The sequence below is a fragment of the Allorhizobium undicola ORS 992 = ATCC 700741 genome (assembly GCF_000621665.1).
GTDB classification, from domain to species: Bacteria; Pseudomonadota; Alphaproteobacteria; order Rhizobiales; family Rhizobiaceae; genus Allorhizobium; species Allorhizobium undicola.
In genome coordinates this window covers 175,220-197,735 of sequence record NZ_JHXQ01000003.1, presented here as the reverse complement: position 1 = coordinate 197,735, position 22,516 = coordinate 175,220, and the positions used below count along the sequence as shown (strand labels likewise).

Here is a 22,516-nt window from a genome sequence, read left to right as displayed (position 1 = left end):
GACAGGATTGATGACGGCGCGGATCACCGTGCAGGAGCAGATGACAGGCCATACACAGACGCAGATTGCCGGGATCGAGGCCGTCTGCGATCTTTCCGGCGCGCTTTATCTTCCCTCGCTTTCGCTGCTGGTCGTTTCGGATCTCCATCTTGAAAAGGGGGCCGCCTTTGCCCGGCGCGGGCAATTGCTGCCGCCTTACGATACGCTGGCGACATTGAAAAAGCTGGACGCCGTGCTTGCCCGCTACAATCCCGCCATTGTCATCAGCCTGGGCGACAATTTTCATGACCGCGCCGGATCGGCGCTGATGCCGGACGCCTTCCGCCAGTCGCTGACCGGCCTTGCCAAGGGTCGGGAATGGATCTGGATCAACGGCAATCACGATCCCGACGGTGTTACCGGCCTGCCGGGAATGGATGCCGATATATTGAGTTATGGCGGACTAACCTTCCGGCACGAGCCGCAGGCAGGTGTGGCCACGGGCGAAATCGCCGGCCACCTGCACCCGGCGGCAACCGTGCGGCGACAGGGAAAATCCGTGCGCCGCAGCTGTTTTGCCAATGATGGCCAGCGCCTTGTCATGCCCGCCTTTGGCGTTACCACCGGCGGGCTCGATCTTGGCCACAAGGCCTTTGCCGGGCTGTTTTCGAAGCCTAGCCTTGTGGCCCATCTCCTGGGGCGCGACCGGGTCTATGCGGTGCGCTTTGGCAATCTCCGGGAATAATCAGTGATAGGCCTGAGGCCCGACGGCGCTCATGTCCAGTTTCGGGCGGGCAAGCGCCAGAAAGCGATCGAGCGGGCAGGCCCCCTCCACTGTTTGATCCTCGCAACCTGGCATGGCGATCTCGGCCTGCAAGGGCGGATGGGCAGCGTCGAGAACGGCAGCACTGCGGATCTGGTCAAGGCTTGGCGCGATGAAGCGAAGGCGCACATAGGCCTTGCCCGCCGCATCATGCAGACGCTCAAAGGCAAGCGTGCCGGTTGGCGGCGTTTCGTCGTCGGTATAGGGCGGAATATGCCAGTGCAGGCCGAGAATGGCCGCAATTTCCGCCTGCTGCGTATCCGATCCGGCAAACAGCACCAGACGGGCATTGGGCGGGCCGTCATTGACAGCGCCCTTGGCAGGGTCCGCCTCCACCGCCAGCAGAAGCTGATTGAGGATATTCGACCCATCACGCCGGGCCAGATAGGGAACGCGCACGCTGACATCATATTTGATCTGCCGCAGCTCGGAGAGGCGGATAATATCCTCCGCCGTCGGCGCCTTGCCGAAGGCCACCTGATCGGCGGGAAATCCATTGGCATATTGCAGCAGGAAAACCTGGACCACGGTGCCGGCCTCCTTCAACGGCCCCGCCACCTCGACGCTGGCTGGCTTTTCGCCCTTTGCCTCCTTGACCTTGATGGCCCAGGGCCGCTCGGACAAGGTGCAGGCGGAGGCATTGGCGGTGTTGTCGCACAGGCTCGGCGCGCAGCAATCGAGAATGCCGTCCAGCTCCTTCATCAAGGTCGCGGCACGGGCACGGGGCTTTTCAAGATCGCCGCCAGCCGCCTCCAGAATGGCCGCCTTGGCCTTTTGCGGATCGACGGCACCGAGCTTTGCATCCGAGGGCGCGTAGAGAACATCCACGTCATCGGTCCGGTTGAAACCGACCGTCAGCCCGCAGCCGGGAAAGAGCGTGGAGAGCATGACATTGCCGGTATCGATGGTGCGCTTCACCGAGCCGTTGGCCCATCCGAACACCGTGCCTGGAGCCGGACAACCCTCCTTCGCCAACAGGCCGCGCTGGCGCAGCATTGCCCCTTCCCAGGCGGCAAGACGGCTTGCGGCCTCCGCGCCATGCGGGGTTAGCTGACCGTCTGCCGTATCCCACTTTGCCCAGGGTTTCGACGACAAGGGCTCGATTTCCTTGAGGCTGGTCTGAGGGCGCACGCCATGGCGCATCATCACGACATATTTGTCGAGAGTCAGGCTTTGCGCTCGCGCGGCTGCGGGCAGGACTGAAAGAGACAGCAGGAAGCTGACAAGAATTCGGGGGGCTTTCATCATAATCATCCATTATGGCCCGGTGGGGGAAAGACGGGCGAACGGCCCGTCTCTACCCCGCCATCATGATGGTGTTATGACATAACAATCCTACCCGCGCAGAGCCTGTGCCGGTGACTGGCGATAGGCCATAAGTGCTGGAATGACGGAGAGCGCGGCGGCAAAAAGCAACACGCAGGCAAGCTGCACCGCATCTTCGCGGGCAAATTCAACCGGCAGGCTGAAACCGCTGCGTGCCTCGGCCAGACGGGAGATGACGCCCGCCGCGCCAAAGCCCGCCGCCACGCCAAGCGCTATGCCTGCCAGCATCAGCACAAAAAGCTCCAGCCAGACAATGGCGAACACGGCGCGACGCGGCGCACCGAAAGCACGCAGAGCGCCGATCTGCTTGCGCCGCTGGCCGATATGCACCACGGTCAACAGCAGCAATGCCGCCGCCACCAGCACCTGCGCGCCAATGGACACAGCCTGTAGCACGAGCTTTGCATCGCCAAGGGTCGCATAAAGCCGGGTCAGCACTTCACCGGGGAAAACGCCAACGGTGCCATTGCCGCGAAACTCCTGACGCAGCTTGTAAGCGGCCGCCACGCTTTTCGGCTTCACCAGAATGGCCGGAACGCCGGGATCCTGCGCATCGAAGACCTCGTTCAACGCCGCAGCGGCATCGATATGGCCGTGATGCTCATGGTCATGGTCATGGTCGTCTTCGGCTTGGACCGGTGCGCCAGCATCGGCATGGTCGTGATCATCCCCGGCGCCCTCATGCGCGTGGTCATCGCCTCCGCTCTCCTCATGGTCATGGTCGTGATCGTCGCCAAGGCCGTGAATATGCCATACGGCCTGAACAGGCACCAGAATGGCGCGATCCCAGGCCGTGCCTGTCGGCTTGAGACGGCCCGTGACGGTGTAGGCAAGTTCCGTATGGGTATGGCCGCCTTCTTCCGCCGTACCATGCATGGGCTTGACGGTATCGCCCGGTTTGAGCGGCACGGCAGAGCCGACAACCGCCTCGCCTTCATGGGCGAAAATCCGGCCGCCATCATAGCCGCTCGTCGTGCTTTCGATGAGTTTCGTTGTCGTACCCACGATCGGGTAGCCCATGAAACTGTCACCAAAGGCAACCGGAGCGGCCCATTCCACGCGGGGATCGGCCTGCAATTTCGCCAGCACATCGCCGCCAAGCAGCGGCAGTGGCGCAGGCTGCAAGAACACCGAAGACAGCACCAGTTGCGTTTCGGAACCGGCAGCGCCAATCACCAGATCGAATTTATCGGCAGCGCGCGCACTTCCCAGTCGCAAGGCCCGCTCTTGCAGGCTCACGGCAAAACCGAGACCAACGGAAAGCGCGACCAGCAGCAGGATAACCAGCGCGCCCGCCCACAGGCGGCGCAGATCGGCGAGAATGAAACGGATCATGCCTTCTCTCCGGAATGGTCGGCAAGGATCAGGCCACCCGCCAGCTCGAGTTTCTGCGGCAGGCGCGCCATCAGGCGTGGATCATGCGTCACGACGATGAGGGTGCTCCCCTCCTCGCTTGCCGCCGAGAGAAGGAGATCGGTGACGGCGGCACCTGCCTGTGCATCGAGGCTTGCCGTCGGCTCATCCGCCACGATCACAGAGGGGCGGCGCAGCATGGCGCGCGCCACGGCCACGCGCTGCATTTCTCCGCGCGACATGGTGTTCACATCCTGATCGGGGCGCTTCAAGCCGAAGCGCGAGAGAAGTTCACCGGCTCGGGCAATCTCGGCGCGGCCTGCAACACGGGCAAGGCGGGCCGGCAAAAGCACGTTTTCCAACGCCGAAAGACCGGGGAAAAGATGAAAATCCTGCATGACCAGACCGATATGGGCAGCACGGAACCGGTCACGCGCACCTTCCGAAAGCTTCGCGAGATCTTCATGACCCCAGCGCACATGGCCGCTCTCCACGGGCTCGAGCCCGGTAATGCGGTTGACGAAGGTGGTCTTGCCGGAGCCGGAAGCCCCCGTTACGGCCAATCCGGCGCCAGCGCCGAGACTGAAGGCGGGAATGGACAGAACCGGAGCAGCAAGGCCGCGATAGGTGACAGTGAGGTTTTCAATCTGAAGGGCAAGCATCTCATACCACGCTGTAAGCGGCATCGCGCAGCCTGAGCAGACTGACAAAGCCGGTGTCGGGATCGGTCCAGGAGCCCATTTCCAATCTTCCCGTCACCGCGATGCGGGCACTGGGCTGCACGAAGGTCTGCTTGCGGTCGAGATAGACCACGACGATATTGTCCGGCCAATCGGCATCGGAGGAGCAGAAGGGGCAAAGCGCCATGGGAATTTCGGTCAGCACGAAGAAGGTGGCCTCGGCCTTGAGCGGCGGCGCCATGAAGCCCTGCATCGTCACGATCCGGCCAGCCTGCTGCTTGACGAGATCGGAAAATTCCAGTCCCAACACACCGACCTTGCCGTAAAGCTGGTCGAAATCGATGGAGACAGGGGCGGCGAAGGCCGACCGCGCCAGGAAGGGCATGGCCATCATCATGCCAAGGCAGGCTCTGCGGGTCGCGGTCGGAGGGCGGCGGTAAACCATCGAACTATTCCCGAAGTCAAAACGGACATGTCCGGGCACGGCCTCATGCCCTGCCCGGACGCATTATCAGGCCTTACTTGGCGCCAAGCGCGAAGCTGTCGGCCAACACCTTGTAGATGTCGCTTTCTTCCATGTAGCCCTTGAACTCTTCCGAGCCGGGGCCGGTGGCCTGAAGTACGATGTCATCCACGGCATGAACGGCGGTATCGGCGCTACGCGGCAGGTTGCCTTCGCGGAAAACGGCGCCCGGCACGTTCTTGTAGGCCTCGTTGGCGACATATTCCTTCTTCTCGTTCTGGATCGCCGGCTCGAAAGGACCATCCATCTTCGGGCGGAAGGTCTCGTAATAGTCGGGGAAGTTGGACGAGAAGACGGCCAGGCGGCGCGATACGTCCACCTTGTCGGGATAGCCGTCGCCGTTCTTGTCTTCGTAGTTCGGGAAACCGGCATCGGCGTAAACGCCAACCTTTTCGCGCATTTCGGTGCCCGGCTTGTCGTCATCGACCGTGCCGATGATGGAAATGCCGTGGGTATGGTCGCCGGTAACGACGATCAGCGTATCGGGATTGTTCTTCAGGAATTCGAGACCGACACCGACGGCCTGATCGAATTCGATGGTTTCGTAAAGCGCGCGGTCCCAGTCCATCGGGTGGGACATCTTGTCGATGGAGGCGCCTTCGACCATCAGGAAGAAGCCTTCCTTGTTGTTGGAAAGACGCGACAGCGCCGCCTTGGTCATGTCCACCAGACCCGGCTGGTTCGGGAACTTGTCCACGGTGCCCTTCTTCAGGAAATCGCGGTCGAGAACCGAATCCATGTTGCCGGTGTGGAACAGGCCGACCAGCTTGTCACCCTTGGCATTGGCAAGCTCGGTCTTGTCGGTGGCGATCTCGTAACCGGCCTGCTTGAACATGCCGATGAAATCCTTGTCGTCCTTGCGCTTGGAGCCCGGAACGGACTTCGGCAGGAAATAGGCCGAGCCGCCGCCCAGAAGCACATCCGGCTTGATCTCGTACATCATCTCGGCAATAGCGGCCTTTTCGGCGCGCAGGCGCGTATGCGCAACCACGGCGGCAGGCGTTGCATCTTCCAGTTCGGCGCCGGAAACAATGCCGATAGACTTTTTGGTCGTGCGGCGCAGGGCTTCCGCGATGGTTTCCACCTTCGGATCGTCCAGCGGGTTCGGCGTACGGTCGGCGTAAACGCCAAGCGCGTTCACCGCGGTCTTGTGGCCGGTCATGTAGGCCGACATGGTGTTGGCGGAGTCGGTCGCGATGGCATTGGTGGACGAGGTGCCGACAAAGGCCATGCGGTCCAGCGTATCCATGTTGAGGTGGCCATTGGCCTTGCCCTCGGTCATGCCCTTGGACATGATGCGCGCGCCGGTGCGGTGGGCAACGGAAAGACCATCGCCAAGGAAGAAGATGATGTTCTTTGCCTTCGGCTTGGCGGGCGTTTCATAAACGTCCCAGGTCACGGTCTTCTTCTCGTCGCCGGCGGCGACTTCAACCTTGTAGGAGCCAGCCTTGAGCTTGGCGCCGCGCAGAATGAGGGCGGAGCCCAGAACCTTGTCTTCCTTGCCTTTTTCCTCGGCCACGAATTCGGCCTGGCTGCCAAGGATCTGCTTGTAGTCCTGACCGTTGATGGTGATCTTCACATCTTCCGGCTTGACGACGGATTTCAGCTCGACCTTGAAATCGAAAGGCGAGCCGTTGAGAATGGTTGCCCGGTCGAGCGGGTAGACGGTTGCCGCATGGGCGGACGCGCCGAAGAGGGCAGTGGTGGCCACGAGGCCGATAAGCAAAGCGCGCATAACATGTTCCCGAAGTTCGCGTTGACATTGCACGGCCCTGTTAGTCTTCACGCATGACAAGCGCGTGACAGAGGGAAAATTGCAAAAATCAGGACTTGCGGAAGATCAGGCTGGCCAGCCAGCCGGTAATCAGCGCGATCAACACGGCAAAAATGCCGTAAAGCACCGGCTGGTTATGGGCCGCGTCAGTAATGGCCTGCTCAAGGCCGGTCTTGACGACACGCAGGCGCAGCTCCTTTTGCGAAACGAATTCACCGCTTTTGAACAGATAGGCCCGCACCACATGCACGCCATCGGGAATGTTGGCGGGCAATCTCAGGCTGGCGCGAAACAGGTTGGCGCTGACAAAACGAACCCCGGAGCTTTCATGGGCATAAAGCCCTCCGGCCTGTTGCAGGCGCCGATAGGCCTGTCGGAACTCACCGATATTGACCCTGCCGCCAATATAGCCGGTAGGGGTGAGTGGCAGGTAATCCACGCCGATGCCCAGATCCGTCAGCGTATTGCGCGGCGCGATGTCTTCGATCTGCCGGGTGGTGGCGATGGAATACGAGGTTGGCACGCGCTCGAAATTCAAGGACTGGCGATTGATCCAGATGCCGAGAAGCCGCTCCTTTTTCCGCACGATGCTGTTTTCGCGCGGACCTTCCAGCGTCACCACCACATCATATTGCCCGATCGCCAGCAGCAACTGATCCGCATTGCCAAGCGCGCCGAAAACCGTCAGATCGGCGCCGCGAAAATCCGGGGTAATGGCAATTTCGCTTGTGGAGGTGCCGATTTCAAGCGTTTCGCGGACGGGATTGCCGGCGGAAAGATAAGGCACCTGCGCCGCCGCGTCCGTGGCAAACAGCAGAAGGGCGCAAAGGGCAAGACCGAGGCGTCTCATCGGCCCGACCCTGCAAGAACGATGGAAAAGGGATCGTCCGGCGTCATCACCAGCTCGATGGCAAGGCGCAGACCAACCGCCAGCACCAGAAGACCCAGCAGGGCGCGCAATTGCTCGCCGCGCAGCTTCTGCCCGACGCGCACGCCGTATTGCGCGCCAATCACGCCCGCAATCATCAGCAGGAAGGCCAACACGATATCCACCGAGTAATTGGTGGCGGCCTGCACCACGGTCGTATAGGCCGTGGTGAAAATGATCTGGAACAGCGAGGTTCCCACGACGACATTGGTGGGAATGCGCAGCAGATAGATCATCGCCGGGACCATGATGAAGCCGCCGCCCACGCCCATGATCGAGGTGAGCATACCGATGCCGAAGCCAAGGCCGATGATGGGCAGGACGCTGAGATAGATCCTGGATTTCTTGAAGCGCATCTTGAAGGGCAGACGGTGTACCCAGTTGTGCTGGCCCGGACGCTTCAGGTTGACGGGCTGGTTTTTTGCTGCCCGGCGCATGGCGCGCAGGCTTTCCATCAGCATCAAGGCGCCGATCGTGCCGAGAAAGACGACGTAGAGCAGCGAGATGATGAGATCGAGCTGCCCAAGCCGTCTCAGCCAGGAAAAGATCACCACGCCGAGCGAGGCCCCTGCCAGACCGCCGACAAGCAGCACGGTGCCGAGCTTCATGTCCAGCGTGCCGCGCCTGAAATGGGTGATGGCGCCCGATACCGAAGAGGCAACCACCTGATTGGCGCCGGTGGCCACCGCCACGACCGGCGGAATATTATAGAAAATCAGCAGTGGCGTGATGAGAAAGCCGCCGCCTACGCCGAACATGCCGGAAAGAAAACCGACAGCCGCACCCATGCCGAGAATGATGAAGATATTCACCGACAATTCCGCAATGGGCAGGTAGATTGTCACGCGCGTCCCCGCAACTGAAAATGAGCCGCCAGACCGGAAGGCAGCACCTCTGCTTCACGTTTTTCGATGTTCATGACCGTCAGAACCTTAAATCGCGTCGGATTCAAGGAAAAGCCGGAGGCGGCGCAAACACGGCGCATCCAGCCAAGCTACAGGGCTTTTATGACCATTTGGTTGCCATGATGGCAAGCCCCGCTTGCCCGATCATGCCAAGGCTCATCTTCAATGACCCTGGTATCATCCGTTGCGTGACAGCAGCGCCTTCACCAGATCGTTGTTGATCTTGCCCGTTGCCTCTTGCCCCACCGATGTCTGGAACGACTTGATGGCCGCGACCGTCTTGGGGCCAAGCTTGCCATCCGGCTGCCCGGCATCGAAGCCGTTGCGGTTGAGAATGGCCTGAACGTTGCGAATGGCCTTTTCCATGTCCACGCTGCCGGTGGTCACACCCTTGCCCACCCAGGCATCCGGCAGGTTTACCGTGTTGGCGTCGGCATTTCCGGTCTTGACCTTAAAACCATCGGCGGCGGCGCGCGCGCGTCCCAGCTGATCGGCTTTCAGCACCTTGACCAGCTCGTCCCGCTTGGCAGCCGCATCCTTGTCGCCCGCCTTGGCGGCAATGGAAAACCACTTGTAGGAGGCCTCCAGATCGGCCTTCACACCCGAGCCCTGCGCATAGAGAACCGCAAGATTGAACTGGCTGTCGGCAACGCCCTGCTCGGCGGCGCGGGCAAACCATTCGGCGGCAAGGGCCATGTCCTGCTTGCCATCCGCACCGGAGGCATAAATAACGGCCAGATTGTGCATGGCGCTGGCATTGCCAGCCTCGGCGGCCTGTTGGTAAAGCGCCTTGGCCCGGCCAAGGTCGCGGGAAACGCCGGTTCCCTTTTCATAAAGCCCTGCCAGCCGGTATTGCGCGGGCGCAAGGCCCCTGTCGGCCGCCCGCTGATACCATTGCGCCGCCTTTGCATGGTCGGCGGTCACGCCCCGGCCCTCAAGATAGCGGGAACCGATTTCGTAAAAGGCAGCCGCATCTCCTGCTTTGGCGGCGGCAACGAGGGAGGCAGGCCCGATTTCGGCTGGCACCTCGATGGCAGGCCCGGAAACCTCGGCCTGCGGGGCGGCGGGAGCAACCGGCGCCTCGTCCGGCGCAGCCATCTCGACGCTCTCCACGGGTTCGACGGCAGCCGCTTTCAGCGGCTCGGGCGTCAGCCCCCCGGCGGCTCCTGCCGGATCGGGAGAAGCGGAAGACGGCGCCGGTGCCTGCGCATTCTCGCTGGAGGCCACGGCCGGAGCGGCTGCGGCCTGAGGGGCAGACTGAGGCGCGGCCTGAGGCACAGATTGCGACAGCACGGGAGCAGGTGCGGGTTCAGGCGCTTGCTTGCCCGCGATCATGTTTTTGGCCATGGGCAACACCATCGCGGCCAGCAAGAGCGCGCCAACCGCCATCAGAATGGGACGACGATATTTCGCAAAGGCCGATGCCTTGCCCTGAACCTCACGCGAAAGCGGCATCCGCGCCGTGCGGCTGCCGCGTTCTGCCTCCTGGGCGGCGGCTTGAGCGGCGCGGCGGGCAGCGGCAATGAAATCCATCTTGTCATCGGTGCGGGCGCTTGCCCCACGGGCCTGCTCGGCCTGCCGCGCCCGAACCTTTTCCAGGATCTTGCGCACATCCGGCGTGCCGGAACCGGGTTCCAGCAACTCATTGGCCTCTTCCGGCGGCAACACATCCGCAGGATCGATGGAAGGCGCATCATCGACCATCTGACGTTCGATGGACGCCGCCGGTCTGGTTTCGCCAGCCTCCTCCTTGCGGCCACGAGCCATGAGCTTGCGGCCCAGACCGACCATGCGGCCAAGGGGCGAACCGCTCTCTGCCTCTTCCGGCGTTTCGGTTTCCACCTTCGAGGCGGCGGCATCCGGCACGGGGCTTTCCACGGTACCCATGTCCGGCGGCCCCTGAAAGGCGACCTCGATTTCGCGCTGCGCTGCCTTGACCAGCGAGGCGGGCACGGGCGCGGGCACTTCCGAAGCCGCAGGCTCGGCAAGGCGCGGAAGGCTCTGCCGGGTTGCCTGCTCCAGTTGCTCCAGCTTGTCGGCAATCTGTAGCAAGGTCTGCTGAAGCGCATCGAAACTGCGCAGGTTGCGCTCGTCGCTACCCCGGCCAATATCCTCAAGCTGGCGCAGGTGCCCGGCGAGAACGCCCAGCATTTCCGAAGTCTGATCACCCGAGCCATGCGCCTGACGGCTATAATTTTCCATAACCGCTTCGGCGGCCTGCCGGGCTGCCTCCACCACATATTCGTCGCTGCTGGAGAGATAATCCTCCAATTGCGCCAGACGGCCATTCAGCTCCGCGCCGAAGGAGGCATCCTGCTGCGGGGCGGCATTGATGAGGGCGGAAAGATGGGCGATCTGCTGCTCCAGCCCGGCCAGAGCGGAATTGTCGTGGCTGGAAATCGCCACCGTTTCATCCAGACGCGCGGCGATGGAATAGAGCCGCTGGTCCATGCTGGCAAGCAGCGTCTGATCGGGCATGGGCTGCGGCTGGCGCTCAAGCTCGTCAAGCCGCTGCGAAATGCTCGCAAGCTGGCTCATCATCCGCTCGCTCATCGCACCATGATCCATGGCATCGATCCGGCGCGAAATATCGGCAAGATAGCCGGTGACTTCCGGCTCCAGACCGGTGGTTTGCGGCCGCTCCAGCATGGCGGCCAGAATGTCCAGCCGTTCTTCCAGCCGATGCCCGGCCTGACGATCCGCCATATCCTCGATGCGGCGGGACAAAGCATCGATGCGATCCGCCAGCTGACCCTCGCTGCCATGACCGGCGGTGCGCTCGGAAATCAGCTCGAGATGATGGGCAATCACCGCAATCCGGTCTTCCAGACGCTCGATGAGGCGGGGATCGCCCGGACCTGCGCCGCGATGGCTGGCAATGGCACGGGAAATCTCATCCAGCCGCCGGTCGAGCTTCGAAAACTGCTCCAGCACGGCGCGGCCATTGGGTTCAAGATGCGTGCCGACATGTTCCAGCGCGGAGGCAATTGCAATCAGCTTGCCTTCCAGCAGGCGCACCGAGCGGGCATCGCTCATCCCGGAAATCTGGCTTTTGATGTCGTCCAGCCGATAGGCAAGCGCCAGAAGCTCCTGCTGGATCTTTTCCGGCTCGACCGTTTCAAGCCGGTTTTCCAGCGCCTGCCAGCGATCTTCCATGCCACGCAGGCTGTCTTCGCGGGCAAGCCCGTCGATCAGCGAGCGCAGCTCCTGAACATCGGCCTGAAGGTCACGGCTCTGCGGACGGGCAAACTCCTCCAGCCGTGCAAGGCCGGAGGCAAGGCGCTGCAAATCCTCCGACACATCGGCGCTCTGGCGCGATTGTTCCGCAAGAGCACGTATATCCTTGATTTCGCTGCGCAGCCCCTGCAATTCGCGGGCAAGGCCTTCCGAGAGGTCACGGCCGAGATCCTGACGCAAATCGGCAAAAGCGCCGCTCAGCATCCGGTCAAAGTCGGGAAGCGGCTCGCGAGGGGCAGGCGAAAAAGCCCCCGCGAGGGGCGAGTGTGTGGCGGGCAAGGTCTTGTTTGGCAGGGGCGAGCGGGGCTCCTCCATGCGGAGCGGCGGCGCGGGGCTGCGCGTTTCGGCAGGTTTGGACCGCGCAGCGTTGAGCGGACGGGCGCGCGAGGCTTCCAGCGCACGCTGACGCTCCCGGATTTCCATCAGCGGATCAGGCCGCACCGGAAGCGGATCGGGCCGCGCCGGGGAAGCAGGCCTTGCGGCACGCGGTTCGCCAGCCGGTTCCTGCCGCGGCAGATTGCCCATCAGGCCCTCGATTCGTGCCTCCAGCCCCTCAATCGTCCGGCTCAGGGCATCGAGCGACGAAGTGCCTGCGTGTCTCGGAGATGGAGAGCGCTGTCCGTTCATTGTCTTAAGCCCGTTACTTGCACTGGCGATGGAGCCATTCAGGGAAAGCAGGGCGGTGCGAAATGAAGAGAATCAGTTCACCCGACCTGCCGGTCGTTCATGCCGCAGAATTGCCAAACGTAGTAAACAAGCCGTTAACGTCATTCTTGTTTTTTTAACCATTCATAGCAAGACCCGAAGATGCTCACGCATTATCTCAAATGCGCCAGAGGCTTGAGATATTCGAAAGCGGAATATCAAGGTTATGTTCAACGGCCATGGGCAACAGCCTTGCCTTGTGAAATGCTCCGGCATCCGGTTGCAGGCCGCCTGCCAATCACTTTATGATTTTGCGTATTGACGTTTACGCGCACGTCAATATTTTGGTGGGCAAAGGCCGTGGAGGAAGACGGCCGCTTACTTTGGAGGACGCATCCCATGCCCGTCTACAAGGCTCCGGTCGCAGACACGCTTTTCATCCTCAACACCGTTCTCGGCCTTGACCGTTATAACAACCTGCCCGGCTTCGAGGACGCCACGCCGGACATGATCGAGGCAATCATCGGCGAAGCGGCGAAACTTGCCGAAGAGGAACTTTTCCCGCTCAACCTTTCCGGCGACAGGCAAGGCTGCACACGCCAGGACGACGGCACCGTCACCGTGCCGAAGGGCTTCAAGCAAGCCTATGACGCCTATTGTCAGGGCGGCTGGCTCGGCCTTTCGGTTCCCGCCGAGTTTGGCGGCCAGGGCCTTCCTTACGTGCTGCATAGCGCCGTCGGCGAATATATGTCGTCGGCCAACATGGCGCTGATGATGTATCCGGGCCTGACGCAGGGCGCCATTGCCGCCATTCTTGTGCATGGATCGGATGAACAGAAGCAGACCTATCTGCCGAAAATGGTGGAAGGCATCTGGACCGGCACCATGAACCTCACCGAGCCGCATTGCGGCACCGATCTTGGCCTGTTGCGTACCAAGGCCGTGCCGAACGGCGATGGCACCTATAAAATCTCCGGGCAGAAGATCTTCATCTCCGCTGGTGAGCATACCATGTCGGACAATATCATTCATCTGGTGCTGGCCCGTATCGAAGGCGCACCGGAAGGAACCAAGGGCATTTCGCTGTTCATCGTGCCGAAATTCCTCGTCAACGAGGATGGCTCCGCCGGTGAGCGCAATGGCGTGTCCTGCGGCGCAATCGAGCACAAGATGGGCATTCACGGCAATGCCACCTGCGTGATGAATTACGACGAGGCGACCGGCTATCTGATCGGCGCGGAAAACAAGGGCCTCTCGGCCATGTTCGTGATGATGAACGAGGCGCGTCTCGGCGTCGGCCTTCAGGGCCTGTCGATTTCGGAAATCGCCTATCAGAATGCCGCCAATTATGCCCGCGAGCGCATTCAGGGCCGGGCGCTCTCCGGCGTCAAGGCACCGGAAAAGAAGGCCGATCCGATCATCGTCCATCCCGATATTCGCCGCGCCCTGATGACCATTCGCGCCTTCAACGAGGCAGGCCGCGCCTTTACCCTGTGGACGGCGCTGAAATCCGACATTGCCCACCGTTCCGGCGATGCAGCGGAAAAGCAGGCCGCGGATGACATTCTTGGCCTGATGACGCCGATCCTGAAAGGTGTGCTGACCGACAAGGGCTTCGACCACGCCGTGATGGCGCAGCAGGTTTATGGCGGCCACGGCTATATCGAAGAATGGGGCATGAGCCAGTATGTGCGCGATGCCCGCATTGCCATGATCTATGAAGGCGCCAACGGCATTCAGGCGCTGGACCTCGTAGGCCGCAAGCTCGGCATGAATGGCGGACGCGCCGTCATGGCGCTGTTCAACGAGATCGGCACCTTCTGCGAGGAAAATCGTGGCGACGAGAAGCTCGCCTTCTTCACCAAACATCTGAAGAAGGGCCTGAACGACCTGCAAGCCTCCACCATGTGGTTCATGCAGAACGCCATGGCCAAGCCCGACAATGCCGGTGCAGGTTCCACCGATTACATGCACCTCTTCGGCATCGTGGTGCTGGGCTATATGTGGGCCAAGATGGCCAAGGCTGCGGAAGAAGCGCTTTCCAGCGGCACGGGTGACGCGGATTTCTTCAAGAACAAGCTGATCACCGGCAGGTTCTACATGGAAAAGATCATGCCCGAGACGGCCCTGCGCAAGACCCGCATCGAAGCGGGCGCCGACAGCCTGATGGAACTGGCGGCAGAGGCGTTCTGAGCATTTCCAGGAAAAGTGGAATCCGGTTTTCCGTCCGGAAATGCGTAAAGACAATTGGCCAGATTGGAAAAAGGATTTCGGGCGTGAAGCCCAAGGGAGAGAGATATGAGTGACGTCTATATTTACGATCACGTGCGCACGCCGCGCGGGCGTGGCAAGAAGGACGGGTCCCTGCACGAGGTGCCCTCCGTTCGCCTCGCGGCGAAAACGCTGGAAGCGATCCGCGACCGCAACGGGCTCGATACGGCCACCGTCGATGACATCATCATGGGCTGCGTCGATCCGGTGATGGATGCCGGTGCGGTGATTGCCAAGGCCGCCGCCTTCGAAGCCGGATACTCCACCAAGGCTCCGGGAATGCAGATCTCGCGCTTCTGCGCCTCCGGCCTCGATGCCATCAATTTCGCCGCTGGCAAGATCGCCCAGGGCGCCGATGACATCGTGATCGCGGGTGGCGTGGAAAGCATGTCGCGCGTCGGGCTCGGCATGTCGGGCGGCGCGTGGTTCATGGACCCGTCCGTCAACTTCCCGGCCTATTTCATGCCGCAGGGCGTTTCCGCCGATCTCATCGCCACGAAATATGGCTTTACCCGTGATGACGTGGATGCCTATGCCGTGGAAAGCCAGAAGCGGGCCGCCCACGCATGGCAGAACGGCTATTTCGACAAGTCCGTCGTGCCGGTGAAGGACCAGAACGGCCTGACCATTCTGGATCGCGACGAACACATGCGCCCCGGCACGGATATGCAATCGCTGGCGGGCCTCAACCCCTCCTTCCAGATGCCCGGCGAGATGGGCGGCTTCGAGGCCGTGGCCATTCAGGCGCATCCGGATGTGGAGCGGATCAATTACGTGCATCACGCCGGTAATTCCTCCGGCATCGTCGATGGCGCGGGCGTTGTGCTGCTCGGTTCAAAGGCTGGCGGCGAGAGCATGGGGCTGAAGCCTCGCGCCCGCATCAAGGCGTTTGCCAATATCGGCTCCGATCCGGCGCTGATGCTGACCGGCCCGGTGGACGTGACCGAAAAGCTGCTGGCCAGAACCGGCATGTCGCTGTCGGACATCGACCTCTTCGAGCTGAACGAAGCCTTTGCGTCCGTGGTGCTGCGCTATATCCAGGCCTTCGACATCCCGACCGACAAGATCAACGTCAATGGCGGGGCGATTGCCATGGGCCATCCGCTGGGCGCCACCGGCGCCATGATCCTCGGCACCGTGCTGGATGAACTGGAGCGGCGCGATCTGAACACCGCGCTCGTCACGCTCTGCATTGGCGCGGGCATGGGCACGGCAACGGTGATCGAGCGGATCTGATCGGGAGGGATGACAATGGCTTACAAGAATTTCACCGTCGAGACCGACGCAGACGGCATTGCCCTCGTCACCTGGGACATGCCCGACAAGAGCATGAACGTCTTTACCGCCGAGGTGATGGACGAGATTGACAAGATCGTCGATGCGGTGGTGGCCGATGCCGCCATCAAGGGCGCGGTCTTCACCTCCGGCAAATCCTCCTTCTCGGGCGGCGCCGATCTCAGCATGATCCGCGGCATGTTTTCCATGGTGGAGGAAGAGCGGGCGAAAGATCCGGCCAATGCCGTGAAGAAACTGTTCGATGGCGCAGGCCGCATGAGCTGGCTGTGGCGCAAGATCGAAACCTGCGGCAAGCCGTGGGTCTCGGCCATCAACGGCACCTGCATGGGCGGCGCTTTCGAGCTGTCGCTCGCCTGCCATGGCCGCGTGGCCTCCAATGCGAAATCGGTGAAGCTGGCGCTGCCGGAAGTCAAGGTCGGCATTTTCCCCGGCGCTGGCGGCACCCAGCGCGTGCCGCGCCTTGCCAATACGCAGGACGCGCTGCAAATGATGACCACCGGCCAGACGCTGACGCCGCAACGCGCCAAGGCCATGAACCTCGTGCATCAGGTTGTCGAGCCGGATCAACTGATCCCCGCCGCCAGGCAGATGATCAAGGACGGGCTGAAGCCCGTTGCCCCCTGGGATGAAAAGGGCTTCAAGGCCCCCGGCGGCGGCATCTGGACGCCCGCCTCCGCCCAGCTCTGGCCTGCTGCTCCGGCCGTTTTGCGCCGGGAAACCTCCGGCAATTATCCGGCGGCCCTTGCCATTCTCAAATGCGTCTATGAAGGCCTGCAAGTGCCCTTCGATACGGGGTTGCGCATCGAGCAGCGCTATTTCACCGAGATTGTCCAGACCACGGAAGCCTTCTCGATGATCCGTTCGCTGTTCATCTCCATGCAGGAGTTGAACAAGGGCGCCCGCCGCCCCGCAGGCCAGCCGAAGAGCGAGATCAAAAAGGTCGGCGTGGTCGGCGCGGGCTTCATGGGCGCGTCCATCGCCTATGTCACGGCTGCCGCAGGTATCCCCGTCGTGCTGATCGACCGCGATCAGGAAGCCGCCGACAAGGGGCTCGGCGTTTCGCAAAAGCTGGTTTCCGAAGCCGTCGGCAAGGGCAAGCTCAGCAAGGATGAGGGTGAAAAGCTGGTAGGCCTCATCACGCCCACGTCCGATTACGCCGCCCTTGCCGCTGCCGATCTCGTCATCGAAGCGGTTTTCGAAGACCGCGACGTGAAAAAGGCAGTGATGGAAAAGGTCGAAGCGGTTCTGCCGGAAGGGGCGATCTTCGCCTCCAACACCTCGACGCTGCCAATCACCGGGCTGGCGAAGAACTCGAAGCGTCCGGTGGATTTCATCGGTATCCACTTCTTCTCGCCCGTCGAAAAGATGATGCTGACCGAAGTCATTCTCGGCAAGCAGACCGGCGACAAGGCGCTGGCCGTGGCGCTGGATTACGTTGCCGCGATCAGAAAGACGCCGATTGTCGTCAACGATACGCGCGGCTTCTTCGTCAATCGCTGCGTGCTGCGCTACATGGCCGAAAGTTACGACATGCTGATCGAAGGCGTGCCGCCGGTGATGATCGAAAATGCCGCGAAATTTGCCGGAATGCCGGTCGGCCCGCTGTCGCTCAACGATGAAGTGGCCATCGACCTTTCCTACAAGATCCTCAAGGCGACCGTGGCCGATCTCGGCGAAAATTCCGTCGATCCGCGCCATATGGAGCTTGTCGCCCGCATGGTGGAGAAGGAACAGCGCTTTGGCCGCAAGAACGGCAAGGGCTTCTACGACTATCCGGCCAAGCCGGCGAAGAAATCGCTCTGGCCGGGCCTGAAGGATTTCTATCCGCAGAAGCAGGCGCAAGAGGTCGATGTGAAGGTCTTGCAGCAACGCTTCCTTGTTACCATCGCACTGGAAGCGGCCCGCACCGTCGAAGAAGGCATCGTCACCGACCCGCGCGAGGCCGATGTCGGCTCCATCCTGGGCTTCGGCTTTGCGCCCTATACGGGCGGCGCGCTCTCCTACATAGACGGCATGGGGGTCAAGGCCTTCGTGGCGCTGTGCGAAAAGCTGGCCGGGCAATACGGCCCGCATTTTGCGCCAACGCCACTGCTGAAGGACATGGCCGGGAAGGGCGAAACCTTCTATGGCCGGTTCGATCCTTACGGACAGGCACGGGTGGCAGCCTGACTGGCATTACCGTTCTTGCGGTGAAATCGGCTTTGGCCACTCACACTTTCATCCGGCGGCAGGGATCCTGCCGCCGGATTTTTTCTCTCATATTCTGGATTTTTTACTCGGTGGCCCAATTGCCCTCGATCGGCCTGGCGAAGAAGCCAAGGACCGCAATCAGGCAGATCTCGATCGATACCGACCAATAGACATGGCCAAGGATCTCGCTCCACAATTCATAACCGTTCAGGTTCCACAGCCAGCCCTTTTCTCCGGGCGCGTAGACGGGGTTGCGGAAGCCGAGCAAGGGAATGAAAAAGCCATGCATGACGATGGTGATGACAAGCCCGTAAAAGGCCCCGTACCACAGCCTGATCTTCGGCCAATAGACAGAGACGGCCACATAGACAAAAGCGAAAGCAAAGCTGAAGAGCCAGTGATAAAGCGTTACCGCGCCCGCCACGGTCGCGCCCTGATAGACATAATCCAGAGAGTGCGACGTGATGCCGAACCCGCCGAGCCAGGCATCGATATGGGCTCCGGGCGGTGAAATCTCCCCCGGCACACGCGGCGGCATATTGACCTCCGATCCCCATTTGACCAGTGAACTGATAAAGCCGCCGATGAGTGTGGTCCAGAAAATGATCTGGCGGTTGACCCGGTTTTCGAGCATAAAACATCCTTCCTGATGAAGATCCTGCCGGAACGGACCTTCAACGCGCAATTCGACAATCAAAACCGCCTGCCTTTCACCTGGCATTTTACAGCCCATGGTAGAAAAAGACGATCCCGATGCGATATTGCAAAGGCATGTCATCCACACCTTGATTTCAATCAAGGCGATTTTTTATATAGTATATGCAATTTATAGATGCTGGATTTACCGTAGTGCGATGTAGCGGTCCGAGCGGTGGTTGATCAGCACGAAGAGATTGAGGACCACGGCGCCGATGAAGGAATAAAGCACCACCTTGGGGCTTGCGACCGTAAATGCCAGCGCCATGACGACAAGATCGAAGGCAAGCTGCACCAGACCGGCAGGAATGCGGAAACGGTCCTGCACGAAAACCGCGAGAATGCCGATGCCGCCAAGGCTGGCGCGGTGGCGATAAAGCGCCAGCAGACCGAAGCCCAGCAAAAGCCCCGCCATGACAGCACCCCAGACGGGATGGATGGATTCGATATGCAGGAAGCGGTTTTCGATTTCGACAAGAAAGGATGTCAGCCCGACCGCGAGAAATGTCTTGAGCGTGAAATCCACACCCACCCGCTTGAGCGACAGAATGTAAAAGGGCAGGTTGAGCAGAAAGAACAGGACACCGAAGCTCCAGCCGCTCCAGTAATGTAGCACGAAGGCAAGGCCTGCCATGCCGCTGGTGACAAGGCCGATCTTGGCAAGGATATAAAGGCCAAGGGCTGCAATCATTGCGCCGCAGAGAATGCCCTGCGCATCCTCCACAGGGCTGTGGCGGGCCGGATTCTGGTTCAGTATGCCAAACATGCTCAGATTTGCCATGACCTTGCGCCCCACGATTTCGTCTTTAGAACGGTTCCTTGTTTCACGGAAACAAGGAACCGTTCCATCAGAAAATGCCTGAAAATCAGGGGGGTTCAAGGGATCAGCCACCGTCTCGGACGGTTGCCGGCAAAATCGCAATATTTGATCCTTCAGGACGATCTGGCCGCAATAAACAACATGCCGGAGACGGGTTTTCCGCCATCCTTGCGAATGACCGTTTCCTCGCTTGCCATGGGCAGGAAGCCGTTTTCGCCAAGGCACCCCTCCACATAGGCGCGGCTGTGCTGGTAGCGGAGCGAATGGGCAAGCGCAAAACCTTGCGGCCCGGCGTGCCTTTCAACGGAAAATGCAAAATGCCCGCCGGGCGCCAGCAGCTCACGCGCCAGCGAAAATACCCCTGAAAGATTGCCGAGATACATCAGCACATCGGCTGCGGTCACGAGATCGGCGCGCGCGCGCTTTCTCTCTCCAAACAGCCCGCAGCTATCGGCATCGCAGGAAAGGTCCGCCTCGCCGAGAAGGCTGTAAATGCCCTTTTCCGCCGCCTTGGCCAGCATGGCGGAGGAAAGATCGAACCCTTCGAGGGCGCTTGCATTTCCGGCAAGCTCCACGCCCATCAGGCCGGTTCCGCAGCCGAGATCCACGACGCGGGAAAAATTGCGCTGCGGGCCGAGATGCGCGAAGATCATCGAGGCCAAAAGCTTCGGAACCCGATAGTCGAGCTTTTCGATCAGCGAGGTCTCGAAGCGGTCGGCATATTCATCGAACAGCGCCTCCACATAGCGGCTTGGCGGCTGCTGCGGCATTTCACCGGCACCGATAATGGCAAGCTTCAGGCTTGCGGCAAAGACATCCGCCGGGTCGAGCGCCATCACCTGGCGATAGGCCGTGGCGGCGCCATCCCGATCATTGGCCTTCAGGCGATATTCTCCAAGCTGGAACCAGCCCGCCGCCCAGCATGGCGAAAGCTCCAGCGCCTGCTCCATCAATTCGGCGGCAGCGGCGAAATCGCCACCCTCCCCCAGCATTCGGGCATAATCGGCGCGGCGATCAGCAGTGACATCACCGGAGGAAAGCTGAAGGGGTTGCACGGCAGCACGGGTCCAATATCTATTTCATCACGGTGGAGTCGATCATCTCGGCGCCGCTCACCCAGTCCGGGTTGAAGTGGCTGGAGTCCTTGAAGATCGGCCTTCCGGCCTCGCTGATAACCTCGCAGGAGCCATTTGAACAGATGGAGCCGTAGGGGCCAAGGATTTTAGCCCCGGTTCTCTGGGCAATCTCCATCAGGCGCCCGGCCAGTTGCTGCTCGCTCTCGTCATAGTCCATGCGGCTGCCGCTGACAGGCAGGGTGTTGAAGATACGGTTGCTTGGCGAAGCAACCCTCCAGCCGTGCAGGATGGGATTGCCAAGCAGCAGAAACACCTGCCGCCCGTCGCGCCGCAGTGACAGCAGGGTCTTTTCCAGCGAGGCCAGCGCCAGTTCCCTGCCCTGCGCAGAGGAAAGCGGCAGCGGTCCGGCGGGCGTTGCGATGGTGTAGAGCGAGTTCAGGAGATACCAGTTCCAGGATGCGCCGATGACGACTCGGTCATATGTCGGATCAAGCGCGGCGGCATAGCCCTGATCGCGCACCGGCCAGCAGTCCTTGCGCTCGAGACTGTCGATGAAGACACCGGCCAGCGGAACGCAGCCACCGCCGATATAAAAGGTGGCGCCGTGGGCGTCGGCGTTCCGATCGATGGTCGTCGCAATGCGTTCTGCATATTGGGCAAGCTGGGAATCGCCGATGAACAGCGTCTGCCCGGTCCGCCCGGCGCCGAAGCGATAGATGCCATCGCCATTCGGCCCCATCTGCGGATAGCGGCTCTTCAGAAAATCCCACTCCGTCTTGTCCGAGGGCTGGAAGGCATGGTTGCGGACCGGCACCAGGCCCTGCGACACCAGGAACCCGAAACCCGCAATGCAAAGCATGGCAAGACCCAGCAGCACCGGCTTTGCCACGCGCTCGTCCCGGCCTCGAAAAGGTCGCTCGATAAAGAAGAACGTCAATGTCGCAAGAAGGATGGCAAGCGCCACCAGAGCCAGCGCATGGCTGGTGACATGATAGCCGAAAACGACACGGTGGACGGCAAGCAAAGGCCAGTGCCACAAATAAAGCGGATAGCTGATAAGGCCGAAAAACACGAAGGGCCGCGAGGCAAGCACCACCCTGTTGAACCAGGCCTGCCCGCCGGCAGCGATGAGGCAGGCGGTTCCAAGCGTTGGCAGCAAGGCCCAGTAGCCGGGAAAGCTGGAGGTCGAGCGCACGAGGAGCAGCGCGGCGGCAATCATGAAAACACCGGCCAGCGACAGGATATTGCCCGTCAACGGCGCGGGAAAGGGCATTCGCCCCGGACCATGCGCATAAGCCAGCAAGGCGCCGATCATCAGTTCCCAGAAGCGGCCAAACGGAGAATAATAGGCCGCCGTCAGGTCGGTGTGGACATAATGAATGTTCATTGCGAAGGACACCGCTGTCAGCAGCAGCATCACCCCGAGCTGGCCATGCCGCCAGCCGCGCGTGAAAAAAAGCAGCACCGGCCAGAACAGGTAAAACTGCTCTTCCACCGCAAGGCTCCACAGATGCAGCAATGGTTTGGTTTCGGAATCGGCATCGAAATAGCCACTTTCCGACCAGAGCTGGAAATTCTCGTAGAAAGCGCTGGCCGAAACCACATGACGGCCAAGCAGCCGGTATTCGGCAGCGAAAAATACCAGCCACGCCACGGCAAGCGTGCAGCACAGCACCACGACAAGGGCTGGAAAAATCCGCCGGATGCGCCGGTCATAAAAATGCAGGATGGAAAAGCGGCCCTTCTCGACATCGCCGAGAATGATTTTGGAAATCAGATAGCCTGACAGTACGAAGAATATATCGACGCCGATAAAGCCACCCGGCATCCACAGCGAAACGGCGTGGTTGATGACAACCACCCCCACGGCAATGGCCCGGATGCCATCAATGTCGGGACGATAGGCGCCGCTATGCAGCGATTTGGCAACGGTATTGAATGGCATGAAAATCCCATGCTAAAAAATACCCCATCGCCCTTGGGAATAGTTACCT

16 protein-coding genes are annotated in these 22,516 nt (G+C 61.1%); 4 read left to right on the top strand and 12 right to left on the bottom strand.

From position 1 onward, the window contains the following. Positions 1 to 10: 10 nt before the first annotated feature. A complete protein-coding gene (gene pdeM / locus T424_RS0104925; RefSeq protein WP_407921380.1) occupies positions 11 to 724 on the top strand; it encodes a ligase-associated DNA damage response endonuclease PdeM in 714 nt (237 codons plus the stop codon). Here the strand turns inward: pdeM and T424_RS0104920 are convergent, their stop codons facing one another. From T424_RS0104920 to T424_RS0104880, 8 genes are all read right to left on the bottom strand, one after another. Continuing rightward, positions 725 to 2,047, bottom strand: a complete 1,323-nt coding sequence (locus T424_RS0104920; RefSeq protein ID WP_161712527.1) for a histidine-type phosphatase — start codon at positions 2,045 to 2,047, stop codon at positions 725 to 727. 90 nt (positions 2,048 to 2,137) lie between these two features. Further along, a complete protein-coding gene (locus T424_RS0104915) occupies positions 2,138 to 3,463 on the bottom strand; it encodes an FtsX-like permease family protein (RefSeq protein WP_027486729.1) in 1,326 nt (441 codons plus the stop codon). After that, positions 3,460 to 4,143, bottom strand: coding sequence for an ABC transporter ATP-binding protein (locus tag T424_RS0104910; RefSeq protein ID WP_027486728.1), 684 nt, complete (start codon positions 4,141 to 4,143; stop codon positions 3,460 to 3,462). Before T424_RS0104910 ends, T424_RS0104915 begins: the two co-directional genes overlap by 4 nt. A gap of 1 nt (position 4,144) precedes the next feature. Next, positions 4,145 to 4,606, bottom strand: coding sequence for a hypothetical protein (locus T424_RS0104905; RefSeq protein ID WP_027486727.1), 462 nt, complete (start codon positions 4,604 to 4,606; stop codon positions 4,145 to 4,147). 73 nt (positions 4,607 to 4,679) lie between these two features. Continuing rightward, positions 4,680 to 6,419, bottom strand: coding sequence for an alkaline phosphatase (locus T424_RS0104900; protein WP_027486726.1), 1,740 nt, complete (start codon positions 6,417 to 6,419; stop codon positions 4,680 to 4,682). 88 nt (positions 6,420 to 6,507) lie between these two features. Next, positions 6,508 to 7,308, bottom strand: coding sequence for a TIGR02186 family protein (locus T424_RS0104895; RefSeq protein ID WP_027486725.1), 801 nt, complete (start codon positions 7,306 to 7,308; stop codon positions 6,508 to 6,510). Next, positions 7,305 to 8,231 carry a sulfite exporter TauE/SafE family protein gene (locus tag T424_RS0104890; RefSeq protein WP_027486724.1) on the bottom strand — a complete coding sequence of 309 codons (927 nt, stop codon included), beginning with the start codon at positions 8,229 to 8,231 and terminating at the stop codon, positions 7,305 to 7,307. The genes T424_RS0104895 and T424_RS0104890 overlap by 4 nt, the downstream gene beginning before the upstream one ends. Positions 8,232 to 8,468: 237 nt before the next feature. After that, positions 8,469 to 12,155, bottom strand: a complete 3,687-nt coding sequence (locus T424_RS0104880; protein WP_027486723.1) for a peptidoglycan-binding protein — start codon at positions 12,153 to 12,155, stop codon at positions 8,469 to 8,471. A 417-nt stretch (positions 12,156 to 12,572) separates the two neighbouring features. Here T424_RS0104880 and T424_RS0104870 point away from each other — a divergent pair, with 417 nt between their 5' ends. From T424_RS0104870 to T424_RS0104860, 3 genes are all read left to right on the top strand, one after another. Beyond that, positions 12,573 to 14,366, top strand: a complete 1,794-nt coding sequence (locus T424_RS0104870) for an acyl-CoA dehydrogenase C-terminal domain-containing protein (protein ID WP_027486722.1) — start codon at positions 12,573 to 12,575, stop codon at positions 14,364 to 14,366. Positions 14,367 to 14,471: 105 nt separating this feature from the next. Next, a complete protein-coding gene (locus T424_RS0104865; RefSeq protein WP_027486721.1) occupies positions 14,472 to 15,680 on the top strand; it encodes an acetyl-CoA C-acetyltransferase in 1,209 nt (402 codons plus the stop codon). Positions 15,681 to 15,695: 15 nt separating this feature from the next. Continuing rightward, positions 15,696 to 17,909, top strand: coding sequence for an FAD-dependent oxidoreductase (locus tag T424_RS0104860; RefSeq protein WP_027486720.1), 2,214 nt, complete (start codon positions 15,696 to 15,698; stop codon positions 17,907 to 17,909). A 103-nt stretch (positions 17,910 to 18,012) separates the two neighbouring features. Here T424_RS0104860 and T424_RS0104855 read toward each other — a convergent pair whose 3' ends face one another. The 4 genes from T424_RS0104855 to T424_RS0104840 form a co-directional block, all read right to left on the bottom strand. Beyond that, positions 18,013 to 18,564 (bottom strand): YagU family protein, encoded by a 552-nt coding sequence (locus tag T424_RS0104855; RefSeq protein ID WP_027486719.1) that lies wholly within the window; start codon positions 18,562 to 18,564, stop codon positions 18,013 to 18,015. 207 nt (positions 18,565 to 18,771) lie between these two features. Next, a complete protein-coding gene (locus T424_RS0104850) occupies positions 18,772 to 19,407 on the bottom strand; it encodes a YitT family protein (RefSeq protein WP_027486718.1) in 636 nt (211 codons plus the stop codon). A gap of 152 nt (positions 19,408 to 19,559) precedes the next feature. Beyond that, the gene (locus tag T424_RS0104845; RefSeq protein WP_027486717.1) at positions 19,560 to 20,501 is read right to left on the bottom strand and encodes a methyltransferase domain-containing protein; all 942 of its coding nucleotides are present in this window, start codon (positions 20,499 to 20,501) and stop codon (positions 19,560 to 19,562) included. Between the two features lie 19 nt (positions 20,502 to 20,520). Next, entirely contained in the window at positions 20,521 to 22,467 is a 1,947-nt protein-coding gene (locus T424_RS0104840) for an acyltransferase family protein (protein ID WP_051558794.1), read from the bottom strand. Positions 22,468 to 22,516: the final 49 nt, after the last annotated feature.

Excerpts from the sequence above, each read along its gene's own strand:
- T424_RS0104850 (WP_027486718.1), bottom strand. The coding sequence starts at position 19,407 with ATGGCAAATCTGAGCATGTTTGGCATACTGAACCAGAATCCGGCCCGC.
- T424_RS0104865 (WP_027486721.1), top strand. The coding sequence starts at position 14,472 with ATGAGTGACGTCTATATTTACGATCACGTGCGCACGCCGCGCGGGCGT.
- T424_RS0104895 (WP_027486725.1), bottom strand. The coding sequence starts at position 7,308 with ATGAGACGCCTCGGTCTTGCCCTTTGCGCCCTTCTGCTGTTTGCCACG.
- T424_RS0104905 (WP_027486727.1), bottom strand. The coding sequence starts at position 4,606 with ATGGTTTACCGCCGCCCTCCGACCGCGACCCGCAGAGCCTGCCTTGGC.
- T424_RS0104920 (WP_161712527.1), bottom strand. The coding sequence starts at position 2,047 with ATGAAAGCCCCCCGAATTCTTGTCAGCTTCCTGCTGTCTCTTTCAGTC.
- T424_RS0104910 (WP_027486728.1), bottom strand. The coding sequence starts at position 4,143 with ATGCTTGCCCTTCAGATTGAAAACCTCACTGTCACCTATCGCGGCCTT.
- pdeM (WP_407921380.1), top strand. The coding sequence starts at position 11 with ATGACGGCGCGGATCACCGTGCAGGAGCAGATGACAGGCCATACACAG.
- T424_RS0104880 (WP_027486723.1), bottom strand. The coding sequence starts at position 12,155 with ATGAACGGACAGCGCTCTCCATCTCCGAGACACGCAGGCACTTCGTCG.
- T424_RS0104840 (WP_051558794.1), bottom strand. The coding sequence starts at position 22,467 with ATGCCATTCAATACCGTTGCCAAATCGCTGCATAGCGGCGCCTATCGT.
- T424_RS0104855 (WP_027486719.1), bottom strand. The coding sequence starts at position 18,564 with ATGCTCGAAAACCGGGTCAACCGCCAGATCATTTTCTGGACCACACTC.
- T424_RS0104915 (WP_027486729.1), bottom strand. The coding sequence starts at position 3,463 with ATGATCCGTTTCATTCTCGCCGATCTGCGCCGCCTGTGGGCGGGCGCG.
- T424_RS0104870 (WP_027486722.1), top strand. The coding sequence starts at position 12,573 with ATGCCCGTCTACAAGGCTCCGGTCGCAGACACGCTTTTCATCCTCAAC.
- T424_RS0104900 (WP_027486726.1), bottom strand. The coding sequence starts at position 6,419 with ATGCGCGCTTTGCTTATCGGCCTCGTGGCCACCACTGCCCTCTTCGGC.
- T424_RS0104860 (WP_027486720.1), top strand. The coding sequence starts at position 15,696 with ATGGCTTACAAGAATTTCACCGTCGAGACCGACGCAGACGGCATTGCC.